Source organism: Stenotrophomonas sp. WZN-1, assembly GCF_002192255.1.
GTDB lineage: Bacteria > Pseudomonadota > Gammaproteobacteria > Xanthomonadales > Xanthomonadaceae > Stenotrophomonas.
This window is the reverse complement of the sequence record NZ_CP021768.1, coordinates 2,988,595-3,012,138: the sequence shown is the minus strand read 5'-3', so window position 1 is coordinate 3,012,138 and position 23,544 is coordinate 2,988,595. Positions and strand designations below refer to the sequence as shown.

The following is a 23,544-nucleotide window of genomic DNA, read 5'->3' as shown; positions in this document are numbered from 1 at the left end:
CTCATTTTTTCGGGTAGTCTGTCTGGATACCCAGGGGGGATGAAGCCTGTGTCGGGTCTGCGAAGGGCAGTGCAGAGGGGACTGCTGAGCCTGGTCATGATCCTGCTGGCCGGGACGGTGCATGCAGCACCGGACCCGGTGCTGGTGCTGGGCCGGATCAGCGATGATCCCAAGGCCCATTACGAGCAGCTGCAGCCGTTGCTGGACTACGTGGTGGAACGCATGCATGACGTCGGCATCAAGGAGGGGCGGATCCTGATGGCACGCGACCCGCAGCAGATGGCCAGCTATCTGCGGCGGGGGCGGGTCGACTGGGTCACGGAAACGTCGGGCACGGCGGTGGCGCTGGGCCAGCGCAGTGGCGCGCGGCCACTGCTGCTGACCGAGCGCAACGGCGTACGTGAGTACCAGACCGTGTTCTTCGTGCGCCGCGACAGTCCAATCCAGCGCGTGCAGGATCTGCGCGGGCATCGCCTGGCCCTGCAGAACACGGCGTCCACCAGTGCCTACCTGGTGCCGGTGATGACGCTGCTGCAGGAAGGGTTGTCGCCGCAGATCCTGGTGGGTACGTGGGACATGCCGGGCCGGGACAGCGTGGGGTATGTGTTCGCGCGCAGCGAGTTGAACATCGCCACCTATGTCCACAAGGGCATGGCCGATGCGGGGGCGGTGAGCAGCGTGGACTGGAGCGACGAACGGCGGGTGCCGGCGGCGTTCCGGCGCGATTTCCGCGAACTGCTGCGCACCGAGCCGTACCCGCGTGCGGTGGAGATGGTGCGCGCCGACCTCGATCCGAAGGTGCGTGACCGCCTGCAGCAGGTGCTGCTGGAGGCGGCCGGCGATCCGGGGGCGCAGGGAGCGTTGCATCGGTTTTTTGGCACTTCCGGTTTCCACCGCGTCGATGCGCATGCGCAGCAGCGGCTGGATGAATTGAAACAAGGATTGACGCGCGTGCGGATGGAAGTGGAATGAAGTGGCTCGGCTCGGGAATGCAGGCCCGGTTCCTGCTCGCGATGGGCGGGGCGATGATCGTTGTCGTGGCGATCCTGGCGGTACTGCTGGGGCGGCAGGCGGCAATGCAGAGCGAGGTGCGCAACCTCAGCGGCAGCGTCATCCATGAATTGTTCGACCGCGGCGTGCGCAGCCGTGGCGAGGCGATGGCGCGTGAGTTGTCCGATGCACTGGCCAACCCGCTGTACTACCGCGACCTGGACCAGGTTGGCGCGCTGGTGCGCAATACCGCCCGCCAGCAGGTGGTGCGCTACGTGCTGGTGTTCGATGACCATGGCCGGCTGGTACATGACGGTACGGTGGAGGTCGCTGGCTTCGGGCAGCCCATGGCCGATCCGCTGGCGCCCAAGGCGGCAGTGGCGCAGGCGCTGGTGGTGCAGGAATCGCCCAAGGTGCTCGACAACACCATGCCGATCATGGTCGGCAACCAGCGCATCGGCGGCGTCCGCGTCGGCATGGCGCTGGACGAGGTGCAGCAGCGCGAACAGGCGGCCAATGCCACGCTCGGCAAGCGCCTGCAGCAGGTCGGCAGCCGCCACCTGGGCTGGCTGCTGCTGATGCTGGGCCTGCTGGTGGTGATCGGCGTGGTGGTGATCCTGTACGTGCAGCGCACCCTGGTTGCGCCGATCCGGGATCTGGCTGCCGCGGCGCGCCGCATCGAGGCCGGCGACTACCAGGCGCCGCTGGCCGAGAACACCCGCGACGATGAGGTCGGCGAGCTGGTGCGCGGCTTTGCCCGGATGCGTGATTCCATCGCCCGCCATGACCGTGAGGTACGGCGCATGGCGTATACCGATGCGCTGACCGGGTTGACCAACCGATTGGCATTCCGGGAAGCGCTGGACCATCGCCTGATGGCGGCGCGCGCATCCAATCATCGGCTGGGCCTGCTGTTCGCCGACATCGACGACTTCAAGCGGGTCAACGATACCCTCGGCCATGAAGCCGGCGATGAGGCATTGCTGCAGTTCGCGCAGCGTATCGGGCGCGCGGTCACCGAGGCCGGTGGCGACGAGGCGCTGCTGGCGCGGTTCGGCGGCGATGAGTTCGTGATCCTGGTCGGTGATGGAGACGTGGCCGCGAATGCGCGGTTGCTGGCCGAGGTGCTGGTGCGCGAGCTGGGCAAGCCGCTGGTGGTGCAGGGCAGGGAGCTGTTCCTGGGGACCTCGATCGGCGTGACCCTGTTCCCGGACGATGCCGCCGATGCGACCACGCTGCTGAAGAACGGCGACATCGCCATGTACCAGGCGAAGATGGCCGGCAAGAACTGCTACCGCTACTACAGCCGGGCGATGGACCATGCGGTCGAGCGCCGCGTGCACATGGAACAGGAGCTGCGCGGGGCCTGGGAGCGCGGCGAGCTGCGCCTGGCCTACCAGCCGATCTTCCGCATGCGCGACCGCCGCATGGTTGGCGTCGAAGTGCTGCTGCGCTGGCAGCACCCGACCCTGGGCACGATTCCGCCGTCGGTGTTCATCGAAGTGGCCGAGCAGAGCGGACTGATCGAGATCATCGGCCCGAAGGTGCTGCGGGCGGCCTGCATGGAAGCCTCGCAGTGGCCGCGCGGGGCCGGTGGCGATGATCTGTTCGTGTCGGTGAACGTATCGCCGCGGCAGCTGCGCGGTGGTGAACTGCCGGCGCTGGTTGCGCAGTGCCTGCACGAGTCCGGCCTGCCGGCCTCGCGCCTGCACCTGGAGCTGACCGAAACCGCGGTGATCGGCGACGAAATGGTTGCCGCGCAGCTGCTGGACAAACTGCACCGCACCGGCGTGAAGGTCTGGCTGGACGATTTCGGTACCGGCTTCTCCGGTCTCAGCCATCTGCGCCAGGTGCCGGTGGACGGGGTGAAGATCGACAAGAGCTTCGTGGCCGACATGCAGCGTGATCCCGACGACCTTGCGCTGACCACGGCGATCATCGCCATGGCCCACGCGCTGGGTATCACGGTGGTGGCCGAAGGCATCGAGCAGCAGGCACAGTTCGAGCTGCTGGTCCAGCGTGGCTGCGACCTCGGCCAGGGCTACTGGCTGAGCCACCCGGTGACCGCCACCGAAGTGGTGCGGATGATCGAATCGGGTGTCTGACCTTTTTTGTTACAGCGGGCGCTTGCTCGGATCGCCGGGCAGTTCGCGCACCAGCTTGGGGATCAGGTAGCCGGACAGGCGTGCGGTCAGGCCGGCAATCAGCGCCTTGGCCTGGCTATCGTCCACTTCGAAGTGGGCCACGCCCTCGACCCGGTCCAGCTGGTGCAGGTAGTAGGGCAGCACGCCGGCGGCGAAGCTGCGCTCGCTCAGGTCCTGCAGGGCCTGCACGCTGTCGTTGACCCCGCGCAGCAGGACGGCCTGGTTCAGCAGCTGGGCACCGACGCCGCGCAGGCGGCCCATCGCCGCGTCCACGCTGGCGTCAAATTCGTTGGCATGGTTGGCATGGACCACGATCGCCAGCGGCCAGGGCAGGCTGCCCAGCCAGGCCAGCAGCTCCTCGTCCACGCGTTCCGGCAGCACGATCGGCAGCCGGGTATGGATGCGCATGCGGCGGAGGTGCGGGATCGCGCGGAGGGCGTCGGTCAGCTCCACCAGCTTGTGCGTGGCCAGCGACAGCGGGTCTCCGCCGGACAGGATCACTTCGTCGATGTCCGGGTCGCCCGCAATGGCGGCTACGGCCTCCTGCCAGCCACCCTTGGCGGCGTTTTCCGCGCCATAGTCGAAGTGGCGGCGGAAGCAGTAGCGGCAGTTGATCGCGCAGCTGCCGGTGGCGACCAGCAGGGCGCGACCGCGGTATTTCTGGATGACCCCGGTGGCCTTCCTGGCGGCACCATCGCCCACCGCGTCGAAGCTGAACCCGGGGGCTGGGCGCATTTCCTCGTCGATCGGCAGCACCTGGCGCAGCAATGGGTCGGCCGCATCGCCCACGCGCATGCGCGCCACGAAGCCCTCGGGGACGCGAAGCGCGAACTGGGCGATGGCCGCCTCCGAGACACCCAGCGCCGCCGGGTCCAGCTGCAGCCGGGCCAGCAGGGCGTGCGGGTCGCGCAGCGCCTGGCGCCAGAGCTGCTGCCAGCGCGCGGGCGCGCCTGGCGACTGGGGCCGGGGGAAGGCGGAAAGCTGCATGGAGAGGGGGCCTGCGGTTATCATGGGGGCAGAAAAACAGTCGCCCACCGGCATCCGGTGGGCTTTCCATTCTAACGGCTCGCCGCACCCGCGGCGTTTTTGCCACTCAGGAGTTTACGCATGGCCAGCTACGGCATGAACGACGTCAAGAACGGGATGAAGATCCTGGTCAACAACCAACCGGCCGTCATCATCGACACCGAATACGTCAAGCCGGGCAAGGGCCAGGCCTTCACCCGCGTGAAGTACCGCCTGATCAAGGACGGCCGTACCCAGGAAGTCACCATGAAGTCGACCGACTCGCTGGATGCAGCCGACGTCGTCGATACCGACATGAACTTCATGTACAGCGACGGCGAATACTGGCACTTCATGGACCCGGAATCCTTCGAGCAGGTCCAGGCCACCAAGGCCGGCATGGGCGGCGCCGAAAAGTGGCTGAAGGGCGAAGAGTCCTGCGTGGTCACCCTGTGGAATGGTGAGCCGATCTTCGTGCAGCCGCCGAACTTCGTCGAACTGAAGATCACCGAAACCGATCCGGGCGTCCGTGGCGACACCTCGGGCGGCGGCGGCAAGCCGGCCACCCTGGAAACCGGCGCCGTGGTCCGCGTGCCGCTGTTCGTCAACCAGGAAGAAGTGATCCGCGTCGACACCCGTTCGGGCGAGTACTCCGCACGCGTCAAGTAATCCGGGTACGCGCTGGCGCATTCGCGCTGGCGCTCCCACGATCCGCGATGCGGATCGTGGGCCCCACTTACCACCACCCACACCCCGCCGCTTCGCGGCCGCCCCTGACTCAGGGGCTCGTTTTCCAGAAGCTCAGCGGTAGCCGTTCGGCCGGAGATCGGTCGCCCGGCAGACCCAAGGCCGCCAATGGTCCCTCCTCCCCCAGCCAGTGAGCCCGCATGAGCGATAGCCCGCACCTCCCCGAAGCCTGCGACCTGCTCATCGAAGCCGGTTACGTCGTTCCGATCGAGCCGCACGCGGTGGTGCTGGAAGACCATGCCGTTGCCGTGCGTGGCAGCGAGATCGTGGCCATCCTGCCGCGTGCCGAGGCGCGCGCGCGGTTCCGCGCCACCCAGGTGGTGAGCCGCCCCGAGGCTGCGCTGATGCCGGGCCTGGTCAACGCGCACACACACAACCCGATGACCCTGCTGCGCGGCGTTGCCGACGACCTGCCGCTGATGACCTGGCTGCAGCAGCACATCTGGCCGGTGGAAGCGGCGGTGATCGGCCCGGAATTCGTGGCCGACGGCACCACCCTGGCCATCGCCGAGATGCTGCGCGGCGGGACCACCTGCGCCAACGAGAACTACTTCTTCGGCGACGTGCAGGCCGCGGTCTACAAGAAGCACGGTTTCCGCGCGCTGGTCGGCGCGGTCATCATCGATTTCCCCACCGCCTGGGCCAAGACCGACGACGAGTACTTCGCCAAGGCCGGTGAACTGCATGACCAGTGGCGCACCGATCCGCTGATCGGCACCGCGTTCGCGCCGCATGCGCCGTACACGGTCAACGATGCCAACTTCGAGCGGGTGCGGATGCTGTCCGACCAGCTCGACATGCAGGTGCACCTGCACACCCACGAGACCGCGCAGGAAATCAACGATTCGATCAAGCTGCACGGCCAGCGCCCGCTGGCGCGGCTGGATCGCCTCGGCCTGGTCAACGACCGCCTGATCGCGGTGCACATGACCCAGCTGACCGACGCGGAAATCCACCTGTGCGCCGAACGCGGCGTCAGCGTGGTGCACTGCCCGGAATCGAACCTGAAGCTCGCCTCCGGTTTCTGCCCGGCCTGCGCCCTGCAGCGCGCCGGCGTGAACCTGGCAATCGGTACCGATGGCTGCGCCAGCAACAATGACCTGGACATGTTCAGCGAGAACCGCACCGCGGCGATCCTGGCCAAGGCGGTGGCCGACGATGCCACCGCGCTGGACGCGGCCACTACGCTGCGCGCCTCCACCCTGGGCGGCGCCCGCGCGCTGGGCTTCGGCGAGCGTATTGGCTCGATCGAAGTCGGCAAGCAGGCCGACCTGGTCTGCGTCGACCTGTCCGCGCTGGAAACCCAGCCGCTGCACAACGTGCTGTCGCAGCTGGTGTACGCCACCGGCCGCCAGCAGGTCTGCGACGTCTGGATTGCCGGCAAGCCGAAGCTGGTGCAGCGCGAGCTGGTCGGCATGGACCTGCCGGGCATCATTGCCAACGCGCGCCAGTGGCGCGAGCGCATCCGTCATATCCGCGCCTGAATCCCGGCGCCGCAAGGACTCCCTCATGACTGCCCCCCACGCTTCCTCCAATTTCGATCAGGCCGAGCTGGACAAGTTCGCCGCGCTGGCCAACCGCTGGTGGGACGCTGACGGCCCGCAGAAGCCGCTGCACGCACTGAATCCGGTGCGCCTGAAGTACGTGGCCGACCGCGTGCCGCTGCGCGGCGCACGCGTGCTCGACATCGGCTGCGGTGGCGGCCTGTTGAGCGAAGCGCTGGCGCAGGCCGGTGCTGACGTCACTGCCATCGACCTGGCCCCGGAACTGGTCAAGGTCGCCCGCCTGCATGCGCTGGAAAGCGGTGCCAAGGTCGATTACCGGGTGCAGGCCGCCGAGGACCTGGCCGCCGAGCAGCCGGGCAGCTTCGACGTGGTTACCTGCATGGAAATGCTCGAGCACGTGCCGGACCCGGGCGCGATCATCGAGGCCTGCAAGCGCCTGCTGAAGCCGGGCGGCCACCTGTTCCTGTCGACCATCAACCGCACCGCTGCCGCCTTCGCGGTGGCGATTGTCGGCGCCGAGTACGTGGCGCGCCTGCTGCCCAAGGGAACCCACCACTACCAGGAATTCATCAAGCCGGCCGAGCTGGCACGCTGGCTGCGCGAGGCCGACGTCCAGCTGGTGGATGTCAGCGGCATGGCCTACGAGCCGTGGCGCAACCATGCCCGCCTGAGCAGCCGCACCGACATCAACTACCTGGCCTACGCGGTCAAGCCGGCATGACCGCGGCCCGCTTCCCGCGCGCGGTGCTGTTCGACCTGGATGGCACGCTGCTGGACAGCGCACCGGACTTCGTCGCCACCTGCGACGCGATGCTGGCCGATCGTGGTCGCGCACCGATCGATCCGGCGTCGCTGCGCCCGGTGGTGTCGAAGGGCTCGCGTGCGATGGTCGGGGCGGCGTTCCCGGACCTGGATGCCGCCGCACGCGATGCGCTGATCCCGGAATTCCTGCAGCGCTACGAAGCGTTGATCGGCCAGCACGCGGTGCTGTTCGATGGCGTGGCCGGCATGCTTGCCGCGCTGGACGACGCCGGTACGGTGTGGGGCATCGTCACCAACAAACCCGAGTACCTGGCACGGTTGATCCTGCCGCAGCATGGCTGGCAGCAGCGCTGCGCGGTACTGGTCGGTGGTGACAGCCTGGCCGAGCGCAAGCCGCACCCGTTGCCGCTGCTGCACGCTGCGCAGGCGATTGCCGTTGCCGCCGAAGACTGCGTGTACGTGGGCGACGACGAGCGCGACATCATCGCGGCACGTGCCGCCGCCATGCCGTCGGTGGCGGCGCTGTGGGGCTACCGCCTGCACAGTGACGACCCGCTGGCCTGGCAGGCCGACGTGCTGGTCGAGAACGCCGAGCTTCTGCAACTGGCCAGTCTGTGGCCGACCCGGCCGGCAGCCCCGGCCCAGCCGTAAGGAATCACGTAGTGAGCAGTACCGCGCTGGACAGTTTCCTCGACAAGTGGCGCAGCCGTTGGCCGGAATGGTCGGTGGCCGCCCCGTTCGTGGCCGAATCGCAACGCGAGCTTGCAGTGGCGTGGTTCGCGCTGCTGCAGGAATTCGACGACATGCTCAACGCCAGCGGCGACCCATTGCCGGCTGACGCCAAGCTGGCGTGGTGGGGTGAGGAGCTGCGCAGCTGGGCCGCGCATCGTTCGCGCCATCCGCTGGGCCGTCTGCTGGAGCCGGTGCGTGCGCCGTGGGCGCAGTTGGCCGAGGCGCTGCCGGACCTGGTTGAAGCGCGCACCGTGGCACTGGATGCGGCCGGAGCCGAGCGCGCGCTGGCCCGTTACGCGGAAGCCGTGGCTTCGGTCGAGGCGGCCTTGTTCGCTGACAAGCCGCGCACCGGCGCCGGTCGCGCAGTGCAGCTGCAGACCCTGGCCCAGCGCCTACAGGATGCCGGCGTGGCCGGTGTGCCGCGCAGCCTGCTGGACGGCGATGCCAGCAGCGCCGCGCAGCGCTGGGCGCAGCATCTGCTGAAGGGGTGGGGCAGCCGGGTGCCAGGTCCGCGCCCGCGCCGCGTGTGGTCCAGCCTGGCGCGTGCACGCGTTGCTGCACAGGCCGCAGGCAAGCCGATCGAAGCCACGCCGGTGCGCACCCTGCTGCGCGTGTGGTGGGCTGCCCGCGGTTGATCGATTCTGGTGGGTGCGGACCTTGGTCCGCATGCTGTCTGTAGAGCCGAGCCCATGCTCGGCTCACCGTGCCCGCGCCCGCGCAATAGCAGCCGAGCATGGGCTCGGCTCTACAGAAGCGGGATGCCACTCCAGTGAGTGACGCGCGTTACTTCCGTTCCAGCACCAGCAGCGGGTCGATGCGGGTGTCGAACCAGTTCATGCCCCAGTGCAGGTGCGGGCCGGTGGCACGGCCGGTGGCGCCGACCGCGGCGATCACCTGGCCCTGTTCCACACGGTCGCCGACCTTTACGTCGATGCGCGACAGATGCAGGAAGTTGGAGCTGACCCCGAAGCCGTGATCGAGCAGCAGGGTGCCGCCGGTCAAGTACAGGTCCGGGCCGGCGAAGGTGACGATGCCGGCGGCCGGTGCTTTCACCGGCGTGCCAGTTGGTACCGCGATGTCCATGCCGGAATGACCGGCACCGGGCTGCCCGTTGTACACGCGCGCATTGCCGAAGCGGCCGCTGATGCGGCCCTGCACCGGCCAGATGAAGGTCTGGGTGAAGTCGGTACGGTTGTCATCGCGGGCACGCGCGGCGGTCACCTGCGCCTGTTCGCGCTTGATCCGCTCGGCAATCGCCGGCGGCGGATTGACCGTCTTCGGCGGCACGCCGTTGACCCGCTCGGTCGGCCAGTCACGCGGTGTCACCGCAATGGTCGCGGTCTCGCTGCCACCGTCGGGGCGCTGCACCTGCACGCGCAGCGGGCCCTTCTCGTCGCGGCCGATGCCGAACACCACGCTGCCATAGCCGCTCACCCGCAGCTGGCGGCCGGCGTACTGCACGCGGCTGCCGGCGGGTACCTTGCCGATCACCAGCGCACCCTGCGACGCGCTGGCCGGGAACACCACGCGGCTGTCGATCAGGCTGCCGATGCCATCCTGCGCCTGCGCCGGGGATGAGGAAAACAGGGGCGCGGCCAGCAGCAGCGCCCCGATCATCAGTGCCGAACGCATCAGCGGTCGTAGGTCATGCGCTGGCCGGCGGGTTCACCCACCAGCTTGCTGCCGTCCCACACCTGCTGGCCGTTGACCCAGGTGGAGGCGATGCGCGAACGGAAGGTGGTGCCTTCGAACGGCGACCAACCGCACTTGGACAGCACGTCCTCGCGCTTGACCGTGAACGGCACGTCTTCCACCAGCACCAGGTCTGCAAAGTAGCCTTCGCGCAGGAAGCCGCGCTCTTCCACATCGAACAGCTGCGCCGGGGCGTGGGCGAACTTCTGCACCACCTGCTCGCGGGTCAGCTTGCCTTCGTGCACGCGCTCCAGTGCGGCCACCAGTGCGTACTGCACCAGCGGCAGGCCCGACGGTGCCTGCGCGTAGGGCTTCTGCTTCTCTTCCCAGGTGTGCGGCGCGTGGTCGGTGGCCAGCACGTCCAGCACGTCGTCGGCCAGCGCAGCGGTGATAGCCTCGCGGTCGGACACTTCCTTGATCGCCGGATTGCACTTGATCAGGTTGCCCTTGGTCGCATAGTCCGGGCGCGCGAAGTGCAGGAAGTGCACGCAGGTCTCGGCGGTGATCTGCTTGCGGCTGCCGTCGGCGCGGATCATCGGGCCCTTCTCGAACAGCGCCAGCTCGTCGGCGGTGGAGATGTGCAGCACATGCAGGCGGGTGCCGTGCTTGCGCGCCAGCGACATCGCCAGGCGGGTCGACTTGATGCAGGCCTCGCGCGAGCGGATGTCCGGATGCATGTCCGGGGTCAGCGCATCGCCGTACTTCTCCTGGAAGGCCTTCAGGTTGGCATCGATCATCGGCGTGTCTTCGCAGTGCGTGATGATCGGGGTCGGGCACTCGCGGAAGATCGCGTCCAGCGTTTCCGGGTCGTCCACCAGCATGTTGCCGGTCGAAGCACCCATGAACACCTTCACGCCCGGGGCCTTCTTCGGATCCAGGGCACGGATCGCGTCGAGGTTGTCATTGCTGGCGCCGTGGTAGAAGCCATAGTTGGCCCAAGCGCGGCCGCGCGCGAGCTCGTACTTGGCTTCCAGGATGGTCGAATCCAGCGTCGGCGGGTTGGTGTTGGGCATGTCCATGAAGCTGGTCAGGCCACCGGCCACGGCCGCGGCCGATTCGCTGGCGATGTCGCCCTTGTGGGTCAGGCCTGGTTCGCGGAAGTGCACCTGGTCATCGATCATGCCGGGCAGCAGCCAGCGTCCGGCCGCATCCACCACCTGCTCGCCGTCGCGCGGCGCCAGCCCGCTGCCGATCTGCGCGATGCGGCCGTTCTCGATGCGCAGGTCGCCGTCGAAGGTGCGGCCTTCGTTGACCATCCGGGCGTTGGTGATGAGGGTGGAGGACATGTCAGTGTTTTCCTGTGCAACGGCAAGAGGGGGCGTTGGGAGACTCGGGCACGGGGTCGAAGCCGCCGGGATGGAACGGATGGCAGCGACCGAGCCGGCGCGCAGCCAGCCAGCTGCCGCGCAGCGGACCGTGCCGCGAGATGGCGTCCATCGCGTATTCAGAACAGCTCGGCACGAAACGGCAGCGTGGCCCCAGCAAGGGGCTGATGAAGCGCTTGTAGAAGCGCAGCAGGGCGATGAGCAGGCGCGAGATCACCCAGTCATCTTATGCCAGTTGGCATGAAGGCCGCATTTGTGCAGGATGGGCCGTTGGTCGCATGTCGCCGATGGCCTGCGACCGGTACCAGCACCTTCGGGTGCTGGCCAGGTTCCGTACCGCGCAAGGCGGTCCGTGTTCGTCGGACTGCCTCCAAGGGCGCCTTGACTCCAGGACTGAATGGAGCAGGGCGCCGAGGTTGCTGCTGCGGGTCGGGTAGGCTATAAAGGCCCGCTTTCCCGGGCCCCGGGGAATCCAAGGAAGAGCGTTTCGTGGCTGCTAAAAAAACTGCAAAGAAGGCCGCAACGGCCGCCAAGAAAACCGCCAAGCCTGTTGTGAAGAAGTTGGCGGCAAAGCCCGTTGCCAGGAAACCGGCCAGCAAGCCGGCGACCAAGGCAGCGTCCTCGCAACCGGCGGCCAGGAAGGCCACCGCAAAGAAAACGCCGGTCAAGGCGACCAAGCCGGTGGCGAAGAAGGCCGCTGCGCCCGCCAAGGCCAAGCCAGCCGCTGCCAGCAAAAAGGCGCCGGTGGTGAAGAAAGCCGTCAGCAAGGCTGCGCCGGTGAAAAAGGCCGCCGCCAAGCCGGTGGTCAAGAAGGCAGTAGCCAAGCCGGCGCCGAAGGCGGTGGTGAAGAAGGCTGCAGCCAAGCCGGTCGCAAAACCGGCGGCAAAGAAGGTCGCTGCGGCCAAGCCGGTCGCCACGCCTGCCGCTGTAAAGAAGGTTGCCAAGAATGTTGCCGCGCCGGCCGTGAAGCCGACCCCGGCCCCTGTAGTGAAGTCCGCACCGAAGCCTGCCGCCAAGCCGGCTCCGGCCAAGCCTGTCCCGGCCAAGACCGTGGCAGTGGCAGCAGCCCAACCGGCTTCCAAGCCGGCCCCGGCCGCCGCTCCTGCTGCTTCGAAGGCCCCGCAATCCAAGAATCCCGTGCCCGTTTCGAAATCGCCTGCCAAAACCGCCGTGAAATCCGATTCCGCCCCGAAGACCGTGTCGCGCCCTGTCGGCAAGGTTGCCGTGGCCGTCGCCGCCCGCTCGGCGGCACCGGCCCCGCGCAGCAAGTACAAGGTGGTCGAATACAAGACCGACGAGGCCACTGGCCGCCCGATCCTGCCCGCTGGCTACAAGCCGTCCTCGGAAGAGGAATACATGAGCCCGCTGCAGCAGGAGTATTTCCGCCAGCGCCTGCAGAACTGGCGCGCGGACCTGGTGGAAGAGTCCAAGCAGACCATCGAGAACCTGCGCGAGGAAGTGCGTGACATCGGCGACGAAGCCGAGCGTGCGACTCGCGAGACCGAGAACTCGCTGGAACTGCGTACCCGCGACCGCTACCGCAAGCTGATCGGCAAGATCGACAGCACCCTGAAGCGCCTGGAAGCGGGCGACTACGGTTATTGCGTCGACACCGGCGAAGAAATCGGCCTGGAGCGCCTCGAGGCGCGCCTGACCGCCGAGCGCACCATCGACGCCCAGGAGCGTTGGGAGCACCTGCAGAAGCAGCAGGGCGACTGATTCCCGATCGTTGTGATGTCATGCGAAAAACCCGGCCTCGGCCGGGTTTTTTGTTGGGTGTTCGATGGTGCGCGGCCGCGGTTGGCACGGGCGGCTGTGGCCGTTGACCTGGGTCCGCCTTGTAGCGAGCCGAGCACCGCAGGGAAATCAGGGACGAAGAGGCGGCTCTATCCTGTAGAGCCGACTGCTAGTCGGCTCGCGGATGGCGGAGCGTTTCTTTGGTCACTTTCTTTTCGCGAAAAGAAAGTGACAAGCCCAATCATCGAGGGAGAGCAACGGACCCAGCCAAACGCCCGGCGCCGCCGAATCCGCTGTTCGCAGCATCACTGCAGGTCGCGAAGATTCAACTTCCGCAGCGTCGGGTTCTTCCACGCGGTGATCCCGGCCACGCTCAGCACTGCGAACCCACCCAGCACAACTGCCGGCACCAGGCCGAGCAGCTTCGCCATCGTGCCGGCATAGAACGCGCCCAGCTCGTTGGACGAACTGATGAAGATGCCGTTGATCGACGACACCCGCCCGCGCATTTCTTCCGGCGTGGCCAGCTGCAGGATGGTCGAGCGGATCACCACCGAGACGCCATCGAAGGCGCCGTAGAACAGCAGGATCAGCGCCGACAGCCAGAAGTGCTGCGACAGCCCGAAGCTGATCACGCACAGGCCAAAACCGGCCACCGCGAACAGCAGCACGCGGCCGGCATTGCGGTGCAGCGGGTGGCGGGCCAGCCACAGGCCCACGCACACCGAGCCCAGCGCCGGCATCGCGCGCAGGATGCCCAGGCCTTCCGGGCCGTGGTGCAGGATCTCGTGCAGGAACGCCGGCAGCATCGCCACCACGCCGCCCAGCAGCACCGAGAACATGTCCAGCGCCATCGCGCCGACCATGATCCGGTTGCCGACCACGAAGCGCGCGCCTTCGGCGATGCTCTTGAAGATCGGCGCGGCTGGGCCGGCATGCACCGGCTCTTCCACCTTCAGCGTGGCCAGGCAGGCCATCGCCACCAGCGCGAAGGCGGTGGCCACCGCGTAGGACAGGCCCTTGCCGCCGAAGCCCACCAGCACGCCACCGAGTGCCGGGCCGGCGATCATGCCGGCCTGGAACACCACCGCGCCCAGGCCAGCGCCACGGGCGAACTGGTCACGGGCCAGTACGCGGGCGAACAGGGCGTTGTAGATCGGCGACAGGAAGGCGCGGACCATGCCGGTCAGCGCGATGGCTGCGTAGATCGGCCACACGCCGTCGATCGGCAGCCAGCCCATGGCCACGCTGGTCAATACCAGTGCGGTGGCGATCAGTCCGCAACAGGCGACCATGCCCAGCCGGCGGCGCGGCAGATGATCCACCAGGTAACCGGCAAACGGCGCCACGCAGAAGAACGGCACGACCTCGGCCAGGCCGATCAGGCCCAGCGAGAACGGATTGCGGGTGACTTCGTAGATGTGCCAGCCGACGGTGACCGCGACCACCTGGTAGGACAGCATCGCGAAGATGCGGTACGCCAGCAGCCTGGCGAAACCGGGCCGGGACAGCAGGCCCAGCGCGCTGTCTTCGGCTGTGGCAGGTTCGCTCACGATGGGTCGCGCTGCAGCTGCGCCTGCGCGGTCTCGCGGATGAAGGCCAGCATCGCCGCCACGCCATTGCTGCGGGTTGGCGAGAGGTGGCGGGCCAGGCCGATGTCCTGGATGTAGCTCGGCTCGGTGGCCAGGATCTCCTGCGCCGAGCGCCCGGAGTACACGCGCAGGGCCAGGAAGATCAGGCCGGAGACAATCGCCGAATCGCTGATGGCATGGAAGCGCAGCGACTGCGCGTTGCCTTCGGGGACGATCCAGACCATCGACTGGCAGCCGAGCAGGCGATGCTCTTCGGTCTTCCATTCTTCCGGGAAGGCCGGCAGCTTGCGGCCGAGGTCGATCAGGTACTGGTAGCGCTCGGACCAGTCGCCGAAGAAGCCGAATTCCTCGGCGATGGCGGTCTGGGCCTCGGCGGCGGTGGGTTCAAGCGGGAACGGGGAGTCGGTCACAACAGTCTCTACGGTGGGGGCGTGGCCGGCGGACCGGCCACGGGGCAGGGCGGGTCAGCCGCGCTTGCGCGACCAGCGCACGCCCTGCGGGGTGTCTTCCAGCACGATGCCTTCGGCGGCCAGCTGGTCGCGGATGGCATCGGAACGGGCGAAGTCACGCGCCTTCTTGGCAGCGGCACGCTCATCGATCAGGCCCTGGATGCGGGCATCGTCGCCATCATCGCTGGCCGCGGTGCCGAACCACTGCGCCGGATCGGCCTGCAGCAGGCCCAGTGCCAGGCCGGCGCCGAGCAGTTCACCCTTCAGGCGCGCCTGCTCGGCCGGATCGGTGGCACGACGCGCTTCGGCGGCGATGCGGGCCACTTCAGCCAGCGCCTGCGGGGTGTTGAGATCGTCGTCCAGGGTCGCCTCGACCGTGGCCGGGATCGCCACGCCCGCCTCGACCGATGCCAGTTCGCGCAGGGTGCCGTACAGGCGGTCCAGGGTACGCACCGACTGTTCGATCAGGCCATCGGACCAGTCCAGCGGCTGCCGGTAGTGGGCCGACAGCAGGGCCAGGCGCAGCGCTTCCGGCGGGTGCTGGCGGACCAAGTCATGTACTCGCTCGATGTTGCCCAGCGACTTGCTCATCTTGGCGCCGCCGAAGTTGAGCATGCCGTTGTGCAGCCAGAAACGGGCGAAGATCTTGCCGCCATGGGCGCATTCGCTCTGCGCCAGCTCGTTCTCGTGGTGCGGGAACTGCAGGTCGACGCCGCCGGCGTGGATGTCGATGGTCTCGCCCAGGTGGGCGGCGGCCATCGCCGAGCACTCGATGTGCCAGCCAGGCCGGCCCCGGCCCCACGGCGATTCCCAGCCGGGCAGGTCGTCACTCGACGGCTTCCACAGCACGAAATCACCCGGGTCACGCTTGTACGGGGCGACGTCGACGCGGGCACCGGCCAGCATTTCGTCGGGATCGCGGCGCGAGAGCTTGCCGTAGCCGTCGAAGCTGGCCACCGCGAACAGCACGTGGCCCTCGGCGGCATAGGCATGCCCGTTGGCGATCAGCTGCTCGATCATGGTGATGATCTGCGGAATGTGCGCGGTCACCTCCGGCTCGATGTCCGGCGGCACCACGCCCAGCGCGGCCATGTCTTCACGGTAGGCGGCGGCGAACTTGTCGGTGATGGTGCTGATCGGCACGCCCTGCTCGCGCGCGGCAGTGTTGATCTTGTCGTCCACGTCGGTGATGTTGCGGGCGTAGCGCAGCGCGCCGAAACGGCGCCGCAGCAGGTCGGCCAGCACCCCGAACACCACCGGGCCACGGGCGTTGCCGATGTGCACGTAGTTGTAGACCGTCGGGCCGCACACATACAGGGTCGGACAGGCCGGATCGAGCGGAGTGAACGGTTCGAGCTGGCGAGTCAGGTTGTTGTGCAGGCGCAGGGTCATGGGGCTGTGACTGGGGGACAAGCCTGTGATTTTAGAACGTGTCGGCCCCGTTTGGGGGCACCCGTTGCCACCGGTGGACGCCGGGTCCACCCCGGGTGGGGTGGGCAGGAGCAGCGCGGACGGGTAATGTTCAGCCCCTTGCGCTCGCCACTGCCTACACTATTGCCGTGTCCTTGCTCCCGTCGCCAATGAAATCCACCGCGTTGCTGACCCTGGCCTGCCTGTCGGCGCTGCCCGCCGTGGTGCTGGCGCAGGAGGCCGAGCCCCGCAACCGGGTGGTGATCGTGGAGAACGTGAAGTTCGACTACGCCCAGGTGCTGAATGTCGAACCGGTGTTCCAGACCCTGCGTGCGACCCGCACCGAGGAGCACTGCGAGCCGGTGTCGACCCGGACCCTGGCCCCGGTGAACGTGACCGGCGAGGAGCCGGTCGAGGACAAGGGCCGGATCAGCCGCTTCTGGGACTCGGTGCGCTCGATGTTCAAGCGCAGCGACGAGGAGCCTGTTGAGGAGACCGGAGCCGAGACGCCGGCCCCGGCGCCGGCCAACACTGGCCCGATGCTGACCCGCGACTGCCGCATCGTGCCGGTGGGGCGTGAATTCCGTCGCCCCATCGCCTACGACGTGGATTACGTCTACAAGGGCACCAAGTACCGCTCGCGGCTGCCGGAAGACCCCGGCAACCGGCTCAAGATCCGGGTGTCGATCACTCCCTGGGTCGGCCCCGAGCAGGGCACTGCCAGCAATCCCTGATTCTGCGACCCCGGCCCCTTGCGCCGGCCCCGGGCGCATGCAAAGATATTTGACCATGAAGCTCACCGACTTCCAGCACGACAGCAGCGCAGCCCGACAGGCGTCTGGCATGACCTCGCGTGCGCGTCGACCGGAACCCCACATCCTCGCTGGGTAACCGGAGCTTTTTGCTGTTCGTCCGAAAAAAACCCAGCCCGCCGGCTGGGTTTTTTCGTTTCTGCGTTCTGAAAGCTGCAACTGCAACCTTTTCGCTCCACCTTTGGTTCCTGCTTTTCCCTTCCACTGCGTCGAACCCGGCGCCGCCTCGCAAGGAAAGATGATGTCCCCCAAGCACTTCCTGAACACCCAGGACTGGAGCCGCAGCGATCTCGACGCGCTGCTGACCCAGGCCGCGCTGTTCAAGCGCAACAAGCTCGGCGACCAGCTCAAGGGCAAGTCGATCGCGCTGGTGTTCTTCAACCCGTCCATGCGCACCCGCACCAGCTTCGAGCTGGGCGCATTCCAGCTTGGCGCCCACGCGGTGGTGCTGCAGCCGGGCAAGGATGCGTGGCCGATCGAGTTCAACCTCGGCACCGTGATGGACGGCGATACCGAAGAGCACATCGCTGAAGTGGCCAAGGTGCTGGGCCGTTACTGCGACATCATCGCCGTGCGCGCGTTCCCCAAGTTCATCGACTGGGCCTACGACCGCCAGGACATCGTCCTCAACAGCTTCGCCAAGTATTCGCCGGTGCCGGTCATCAACATGGAGACCATCACCCATCCGTGCCAGGAACTGGCCCACATCATGGCCCTGCAGGAGCACTTCGGCACCCAGGACCTGCGCGGCAAGAAGTACGTGCTGACCTGGACCTACCACCCCAAGCCGCTGAACACCGCGGTTGCCAATTCGGCGCTGACCATCGCCACCCGCATGGGCATGGACGTGACCCTGCTGTGCCCGACCGCCGACTACATCCTCGACGACCGCTACATGGGCTGGGCCGAGCAGAACGTGGCCGAGAGCGGTGGCTCGCTGAAGATCAGCCATGACATCGACAGCGCCTACGCCGGCGCCGACGTGGTCTACGCCAAGAGCTGGGGCGCGCTGCCGTTCTTCGGCAACTGGGAACCGGAAAAGCCGATCCGCGACCAGTTCAAGCACTTCATCGTGGACGAACGGAAGATGGCGCTGACCAACAACGGTGTGTTCAGCCACTGCCTGCCGCTGCGCCGCAACGTCAAGGCCACCGACGCGGTGATGGACTCGCCGCAGTGCATCGCCATCAACGAAGCCGAGAATCGCCTGCACGTGCAGAAGGCGATCATGGCTGCGGTTGCCGGGCGCTGATTCCCAAGCATTGAAACAATCCGCCGGGCATGGCCCGGCGCTACCCCACCTGATTGGACATTACCCCCATGAGCAAAGACGTCGTTCTCGCCTTCTCCGGCGGCCTGGATACCAGCTTCTGCGTGCCGTACCTGCAGGAGCGCGGCTACAACGTGCACACCGTGTTCGCCGACACCGGCGGCGTGGATGATGAAGAGCGCGATTTCATCGAGAAGCGCGCCGCCGAGCTGGGCGTGACCAGCCACGTCACCGTCAACGGTGGTCCGGCCATCTGGGAAGGCTTCGTCAAGCCGTTCGTTTGGGCCGGTGAGGGCTACCAGGGCCAGTACCCGCTGCTGGTCTCGGACCGCTACCTGATCGTCGATGCGGCGCTGAAGCGTGCCGCCGAACTGGGCACCAACATCATCGCCCATGGCTGCACCGGCATGGGCAACGACCAGGTCCGCTTCGACCTGGCCGTGAAGGCACTGGGCGACTACCAGATCATCGCGCCGATCCGCGAGATCCAGAAGGAACACACCCAGACCCGCGCCTACGAGCAGAAGTACCTGGAAGAGCGCGGCTTCGGCGTGCGCGCCAAGCAGCAGGCCTACACCATCAACGAGAACCTGCTGGGCCTGACCATGTCCGGCGGCGAGATCGACCGTTGGGAAGCCCCGGGCGAGGGCGCCCGTGGCTGGTGCGCACCGCGCAGCGAGTGGCCGGAGCAGGCGCTGAGCGTGACCCTGAAATTCGTCGAAGGCGAAGCCGTGGAACTGGACGGCAAGGCGCTGCCGGGCGACCAGATCCTGGCCCAGCTCAACAAGCTGTTCGCCCCGTACGGCGTTGGCCGCGGTGTCTACACCGGCGACACCGTGATCGGCCTGAAGGGCCGCATCGTGTTCGAAGCGCCGGGCCTGGTCTCGCTGCTGGCCGCGCACCGCGCGCTGGAAGATGCCGTGCTGACCAAGCAGCAGAACCGCTTCAAGCCGGACGTCGCACGCAAGTGGGTGGAGCTGGTGTACGAAGGCTTCTACCACGACCCGCTGAAGACCGACATCGAAGCCTTCCTGAAGTCCTCGCAGGCCAAGGTCAATGGTGAAGTGGTGCTGGAGACCCGCGGCGGCCGCGTCGATGCAGTGGCGGTGAAGTCGCCGCACCTGCTCAACACCAAGGGCGCCACCTACGCGCAGTCGGCCGACTGGGGCGTGGAGGAGGCTGAGGGCTTCATCAAGCTGTTCGGCATGAGCTCGACGCTTTACGCGCAAGTCAACCGCTGAGCGGTTGACCACGCATTCCACCTCAACCCTGCGCCGTTGGCGCGCCCCCTTCAACAAGAAGGGGGCTCTCCACCAGACGCATTCCGGTAGCGCCGGGCCATGCCCGGCGGAATCCCACAGGATTGTTGATTCATGCTTGAACAGACGCTCGATCACCTGCAGGCCCTGGTGTCCTTCGACACCCGCAACCCGCCGCGTGCGATCACCACCGGTGGCATCTTCGATTACCTGCGCGCGAACCTGCCCGGCTTCAACGTCGAGGTGATCGACCATGGCGCCGGTGCGGTCAGTCTGTACGCCGTGCGCGGTACGCCGAAGTACCTGTTCAACGTGCATCTGGACACTGTGCCGGATTCGCCGCACTGGAGTGCCGACCCGCACGTGATGCGGCGCCTGGACGACCGTGTGGTCGGCCTGGGCGTGTGTGACATCAAGGGCGCCGCCGCTGCGCTGGTGGCCGCGGCCAATGCCAGCGATGGCGATGCTGCGTTCCTGTTCTCCAGCGACGAGGAAGCCAACGATCCGCGCTGCATCGCCGCGTTCCTGGCCCGTGGCCTGCCGTATGAAGCGGTGCTGGTGGCCGAGCCGACCATGAGCGAAGCGGTGCTGGCACATCGTGGCATCAGTTCGGTGCTGATGCAGTTCGCCGGCCGCGCCGGCCATGCGTCCGGCAAGCAGGACGCAGCCGCCAGTGCGTTGCACCAGGCCATGCGCTGGGGCAATCGCGCGCTGGACCATGTGGAATCGCTGGCCTCGGCCCGTTTCGGTGGGCTGACCGGCCTGCGTTTCAACATCGGCCGCGTCGAAGGCGGGATCAAGGCCAACATGATCGCGCCGGCCGCCGAAGTGCGCTTCGGTTTCCGGCCGCTGCCGTCGATGGACATCGACGGGTTGCTGGCAACCTTCTCCGGTTTCGCCGAGCCGGAAGCCGCATTGTTCACTGAAACCTTCCGTGGCCCCAGCCTGCCGGCCGGTGACATTGCCGAGGCCGAGAACCGCCGCCTGCTGGCGCGCGACGTCGCCGACGCGCTGGAGCTGCCGATCGGCAACGCGGTGGATTTCTGGACCGAGGCTTCGTTGTTCTCGGCCGGTGGCTACACCACGCTGGTGTTCGGCCCGGGCGACATCGCCCAGGCCCACACCGCCGATGAGTTCGTGACGCTGGAGCAGCTGCAGCGCTACACCGACGCCGTGCACCGCATCATCGCCGCCGGCGCCTGATTCTTCCCTTTCCGACGAAACCGAAATGTCTCCTGCCCTCCAGCCTCACCGCCAGACCCGCCAGACCATCGTGCGCCTGCTTTCCAGCATGGCCAGCGCGAAGGAGATCAGCCAGTACCTCAAGCGCTTCTCGCAGCTGGACGCCAAGCGTTTCGCCGTGGTCAAGGTCGGCGGCGCGGTGCTGCGCGACGACCTCGACGCGCTGACCTCTTCGCTGTCGTTCCTGCAGGAAGTCGGGCTGACCCCGATCGTGCTGCACGGCGCCGGCCCGCAGCTGGATGCCGAGCTGTCCGCCGCCGGCATCGAGAAGCAGACCGTCAACGGCCTGCGCGTGACGTCGCCGGAAGCGCTGGCGATCGTGCGCCGGGTGTTCCAGCAGTCCAACCTGCGCCTGGTCGAGGCGCTGCAGCAGAACGGCGCGCGCGCCACCTCGATCACCGGTGGCGTGTTCGAGGCCGAGTACCTGGACGTGGACACCTACGGCCTGGTCGGCGAGGTGAAGAAGGTCAACCTGGCACCGATCGAGGCCAGCCTGCGCGCCGGGTCGATCCCGGTCATCACCAGCCTGGGCGAAACCGCGGGCGGCCAGATCCTCAACGTCAACGCCGACTTCGCCGCCAACGAGCTGGTGCAGGAACTGCAGCCGTACAAGATCATCTTCCTGACCGGCACCGGCGGCCTGCTGGATGAGCAGGGCAACGTGATTGATTCGATCAACCTGTCCACCGAGTACGACCACCTGATCGCGCAGCCGTGGATCCACGGTGGCATGAAGGTGAAGATCGAACAGATCAAGGACCTGCTCGACCGCCTGCCGCTGGAATCGTCGGTGTCAATCACGCGTCCGGCCGACCTGGCCAAGGAACTGTTCACCCACAAGGGCTCGGGTACGCTGGTGCGCAAGGGCGAGAAGGTGCTGCGCGCCACCGCGTGGGACGAGCTGGACCTGCCACGGCTGAAGGGCCTGATCGAATCCAGCTTCGGCCGCACGCTGGTGCCTGACTATTTCCAGAAGACCAAGCTGCTGCGCGCCTATGTCAGCGAGAACTACCGCACCGCGGTGATCCTCACCGACGAAGCCGAGGGCGTGTACCTGGACAAGTTCGCCGTGCTCGATGATGCACAGGGTGAAGGCCTCGGCCGCGCGGTGTGGAACGTGATGCGGGATGAAACGCCGCAGCTGTTCTGGCGTTCGCGCAATGGCAACCCGATCAATCACTTCTACTATGCTGAATCCGATGGCTGCTATAAGCAGGGCCATTGGAAGGTGTTCTGGTACGGCGCCGATGGCATCGACCGGATCAGCACCTATGTCGACCATTGCGCCCAGCGCGCACCGAGCCTGCAGGACTGAATGATGGACCATTCCGATCACTGGACTACGATTCCCACCCTGCGCGGCCAGCACGTGACACTGCAGCCGCTGCAGCCCGAGCATGTGCCTGGCCTGCGCGCCGCCGTGGAGGGCAGCGGCCTGGACCAGCTCTGGTACACCCAGGTGCCTTCGCCGGAGCGGGTCGAGGCCTATGTGCAGGCCGCGCTGCAGGCGCAGGCGGAAGGCAAGGTGCTGCCGTTCGTGATCCTCGATGCGGCGGGTGACATCGTGGGTACCACCCGCTTCTACGACCTGGATGCCGGCGTGCCCAAGCTCAGCCTGGGCTACACCTGGTATGCACCGCGCGTGCAGCGTACCGGCGTCAACACCGAAACCAAGCTGTTGCTGCTGCAGCACGCCTTCGAAACCATGGGCTGCATCAGCCTGGTGCTGGAAACCAGCTGGTTCAACTTCACCTCGCGTACCGCCATCGCCCGCCTCGGTGCCAAGCAGGACGGCGTGCTGCGCAACCACAAGCGGCACGCCGACGGCACACCGCGCGACACCGTCATCTTCTCCATCATCGATACGGAATGGCAGGGCGTGAAGCGCCACCTGCAGTACCGCCTGGACAGCCACGCATGAACGATTCGACTTTCACCCTGGGCATCGTCGGCGCCCGTGGCCATACCGGCGCCGAGTTGATCAAGCTGGTGGCCGCACACCCGCGGCTGCAGCTGGCCTTCGTGTCCTCGCGCGAACGCGCCGGGCAGCGCCTGTCCGACCACCATCCGGAATTCCAGGGGGAGCTGCAGTACGAGAACCTGGACGCCGATGCGGTGGCCGCCAAGGGCGTGGACGCGGTGATCCTGGCCCTGCCCAACGGCCTGGCCGCTCCGTTCGTGGCGGCACTGGAAGCGGCGAAGCCGGACACCGTCATCGTCGATCTCTCGGCCGACTATCGCTTCGACAACAGCTGGTATTACGGCCTGCCGGAGCTGACCCGCGGCCGCTACAACGGCCAGAAGCACATCAGCAACCCGGGCTGCTATGCCACCGCGATGCAGCTGGCGGTGCATCCGCTGCTGGACCTGCTGGCTGGCCCGCCGCAGTGCTTCGGTGTCTCCGGTTACTCCGGTGCCGGCACCACGCCGTCGGACAAGAACAACGTCGAGCTGCTGGCCGACAACCTGATGCCGTATGCGCTGACCAACCACGTGCATGAGCGCGAGGTGTCGGTGCAGCTGGGCGTGGCGGTCGAGTTCATGCCACACGTCGCGCCGCATTTCCGTGGCATCACGCTCACCGCCAACCTGTGGCTGAACCGCGTGCAGACCCGCGAACAGATCGTCGAGCGCTTCCAGCAGGCCTATGCCGGCGAACCGCTGATCGAGGTGGTGGATGAGGCACCGTGGGTCAGCCGCATCGCCGGCCGCCATGGCGCCCAGGTCGGTGGCTTCACCCTGGCCCCGGGCGGCAAGCGGGTCGTGGTGGTGGCGACCCTGGACAACCTGCTCAAGGGTGCAGCCACCCAGGCCATGCAGAACCTCAACCTCGCGCTGGGCATCGACGAACTGACGTCGATCCCGCACTGA

General features: G+C 67.2%; 22 protein-coding genes. 15 read left to right on the top strand and 7 right to left on the bottom strand.

The features are described 5' to 3' along the window. The first annotated feature begins 39 nt into the window (after positions 1 to 39). Complete coding sequence (locus tag CCR98_RS14245; protein ID WP_087923133.1) at positions 40 to 972, top strand: phosphate/phosphite/phosphonate ABC transporter substrate-binding protein; 933 nt, start codon at positions 40 to 42, stop codon at positions 970 to 972. Continuing rightward, positions 969 to 3,095 carry a GGDEF domain-containing protein gene (locus CCR98_RS14240; protein ID WP_087923132.1) on the top strand — a complete coding sequence of 709 codons (2,127 nt, stop codon included), beginning with the start codon at positions 969 to 971 and terminating at the stop codon, positions 3,093 to 3,095. Before CCR98_RS14245 ends, CCR98_RS14240 begins: the two co-directional genes overlap by 4 nt. 9 nt (positions 3,096 to 3,104) lie before the next feature. Here the strand turns inward: CCR98_RS14240 and epmB are convergent, their stop codons facing one another. Further along, a complete protein-coding gene (gene epmB / locus CCR98_RS14235) occupies positions 3,105 to 4,145 on the bottom strand; it encodes an EF-P beta-lysylation protein EpmB (protein ID WP_087923131.1) in 1,041 nt (346 codons plus the stop codon). A gap of 96 nt (positions 4,146 to 4,241) precedes the next feature. Between epmB and efp the strand changes: the two genes are divergently transcribed. The 5 genes from efp to CCR98_RS14210 all read left to right on the top strand — a co-directional run bounded on the left by efp (position 4,242) and on the right by CCR98_RS14210 (position 8,520). Beyond that, positions 4,242 to 4,808, top strand: a complete 567-nt coding sequence (gene efp, locus CCR98_RS14230; protein ID WP_014037874.1) for an elongation factor P — start codon at positions 4,242 to 4,244, stop codon at positions 4,806 to 4,808. A gap of 218 nt (positions 4,809 to 5,026) precedes the next feature. Next, positions 5,027 to 6,370: a TRZ/ATZ family hydrolase gene (locus CCR98_RS14225; protein ID WP_087923130.1), complete on the top strand. Its 1,344-nt coding sequence runs from the start codon at positions 5,027 to 5,029 to the stop codon at positions 6,368 to 6,370. A 25-nt stretch (positions 6,371 to 6,395) separates the two neighbouring features. Beyond that, entirely contained in the window at positions 6,396 to 7,112 is a 717-nt protein-coding gene (gene ubiG, locus CCR98_RS14220; protein WP_087923129.1) for a bifunctional 2-polyprenyl-6-hydroxyphenol methylase/3-demethylubiquinol 3-O-methyltransferase UbiG, read from the top strand. Then, positions 7,109 to 7,804 (top strand): phosphoglycolate phosphatase, encoded by a 696-nt coding sequence (locus CCR98_RS14215; RefSeq protein ID WP_087923128.1) that lies wholly within the window; start codon positions 7,109 to 7,111, stop codon positions 7,802 to 7,804. The genes ubiG and CCR98_RS14215 overlap by 4 nt, the downstream gene beginning before the upstream one ends. 11 nt (positions 7,805 to 7,815) lie before the next feature. Next, entirely contained in the window at positions 7,816 to 8,520 is a 705-nt protein-coding gene (locus CCR98_RS14210) for a squalene/phytoene synthase family protein (RefSeq protein ID WP_087923127.1), read from the top strand. Positions 8,521 to 8,668: 148 nt separating this feature from the next. Here CCR98_RS14210 and CCR98_RS14205 read toward each other — a convergent pair whose 3' ends face one another. From CCR98_RS14205 to yidD, 3 genes are read right to left on the bottom strand one after another with little or no spacing between them, the layout of a single operon-like run. After that, complete coding sequence (locus CCR98_RS14205) at positions 8,669 to 9,517, bottom strand: M23 family metallopeptidase (protein ID WP_087923126.1); 849 nt, start codon at positions 9,515 to 9,517, stop codon at positions 8,669 to 8,671. Next, on the bottom strand, positions 9,517 to 10,863 hold the full coding sequence (locus CCR98_RS14200; protein ID WP_087923125.1) for a dihydroorotase: 1,347 nt from the start codon (positions 10,861 to 10,863) through the stop codon (positions 9,517 to 9,519). The genes CCR98_RS14205 and CCR98_RS14200 overlap by 1 nt, the downstream gene beginning before the upstream one ends. 1 nt (position 10,864) lies before the next feature. After that, positions 10,865 to 11,119: a membrane protein insertion efficiency factor YidD gene (gene yidD, locus CCR98_RS14195; protein WP_014037867.1), complete on the bottom strand. Its 255-nt coding sequence runs from the start codon at positions 11,117 to 11,119 to the stop codon at positions 10,865 to 10,867. 272 nt (positions 11,120 to 11,391) lie between these two features. Here yidD and dksA point away from each other — a divergent pair, with 272 nt between their 5' ends. Further along, on the top strand, positions 11,392 to 12,621 hold the full coding sequence (dksA, locus tag CCR98_RS14190) for an RNA polymerase-binding protein DksA (RefSeq protein ID WP_087923124.1): 1,230 nt from the start codon (positions 11,392 to 11,394) through the stop codon (positions 12,619 to 12,621). A gap of 323 nt (positions 12,622 to 12,944) precedes the next feature. On the opposite strand, the gene CCR98_RS14185 is transcribed toward dksA, so the two are convergent. From CCR98_RS14185 to cysS, 3 genes are read right to left on the bottom strand one after another with little or no spacing between them, the layout of a single operon-like run. Next, positions 12,945 to 14,192: an MFS transporter gene (locus CCR98_RS14185; protein ID WP_087923123.1), complete on the bottom strand. Its 1,248-nt coding sequence runs from the start codon at positions 14,190 to 14,192 to the stop codon at positions 12,945 to 12,947. Further along, positions 14,189 to 14,641, bottom strand: a complete 453-nt coding sequence (locus CCR98_RS14180; protein WP_010486631.1) for a SufE family protein — start codon at positions 14,639 to 14,641, stop codon at positions 14,189 to 14,191. Before CCR98_RS14180 ends, CCR98_RS14185 begins: the two co-directional genes overlap by 4 nt. 54 nt (positions 14,642 to 14,695) lie before the next feature. Continuing rightward, the gene (cysS, locus tag CCR98_RS14175; RefSeq protein ID WP_087923122.1) at positions 14,696 to 16,072 is read right to left on the bottom strand and encodes a cysteine--tRNA ligase; all 1,377 of its coding nucleotides are present in this window, start codon (positions 16,070 to 16,072) and stop codon (positions 14,696 to 14,698) included. A 188-nt stretch (positions 16,073 to 16,260) separates the two neighbouring features. On the opposite strand from cysS, the gene CCR98_RS14170 reads away from it, so the two are divergent. The 7 genes from CCR98_RS14170 to argC all read left to right on the top strand — a co-directional run bounded on the left by CCR98_RS14170 (position 16,261) and on the right by argC (position 23,544). Beyond that, positions 16,261 to 16,824, top strand: coding sequence for a hypothetical protein (locus CCR98_RS14170; protein WP_014037862.1), 564 nt, complete (start codon positions 16,261 to 16,263; stop codon positions 16,822 to 16,824). Between the two features lie 319 nt (positions 16,825 to 17,143). Then, positions 17,144 to 18,154, top strand: coding sequence for an N-acetylornithine carbamoyltransferase (locus CCR98_RS14165; RefSeq protein WP_014037861.1), 1,011 nt, complete (start codon positions 17,144 to 17,146; stop codon positions 18,152 to 18,154). A gap of 68 nt (positions 18,155 to 18,222) precedes the next feature. Beyond that, entirely contained in the window at positions 18,223 to 19,413 is a 1,191-nt protein-coding gene (locus CCR98_RS14160) for an argininosuccinate synthase (protein ID WP_087923121.1), read from the top strand. Between the two features lie 132 nt (positions 19,414 to 19,545). Further along, complete coding sequence (locus CCR98_RS14155) at positions 19,546 to 20,634, top strand: acetylornithine deacetylase (protein WP_087923120.1); 1,089 nt, start codon at positions 19,546 to 19,548, stop codon at positions 20,632 to 20,634. A gap of 25 nt (positions 20,635 to 20,659) precedes the next feature. Continuing rightward, positions 20,660 to 21,988, top strand: a complete 1,329-nt coding sequence (locus CCR98_RS14150) for an acetylglutamate kinase (RefSeq protein ID WP_087923119.1) — start codon at positions 20,660 to 20,662, stop codon at positions 21,986 to 21,988. 3 nt (positions 21,989 to 21,991) lie between these two features. After that, complete coding sequence (locus tag CCR98_RS14145) at positions 21,992 to 22,594, top strand: GNAT family protein (protein ID WP_087924201.1); 603 nt, start codon at positions 21,992 to 21,994, stop codon at positions 22,592 to 22,594. Continuing rightward, complete coding sequence (gene argC, locus CCR98_RS14140) at positions 22,591 to 23,544, top strand: N-acetyl-gamma-glutamyl-phosphate reductase (RefSeq protein ID WP_087923118.1); 954 nt, start codon at positions 22,591 to 22,593, stop codon at positions 23,542 to 23,544. Before CCR98_RS14145 ends, argC begins: the two co-directional genes overlap by 4 nt.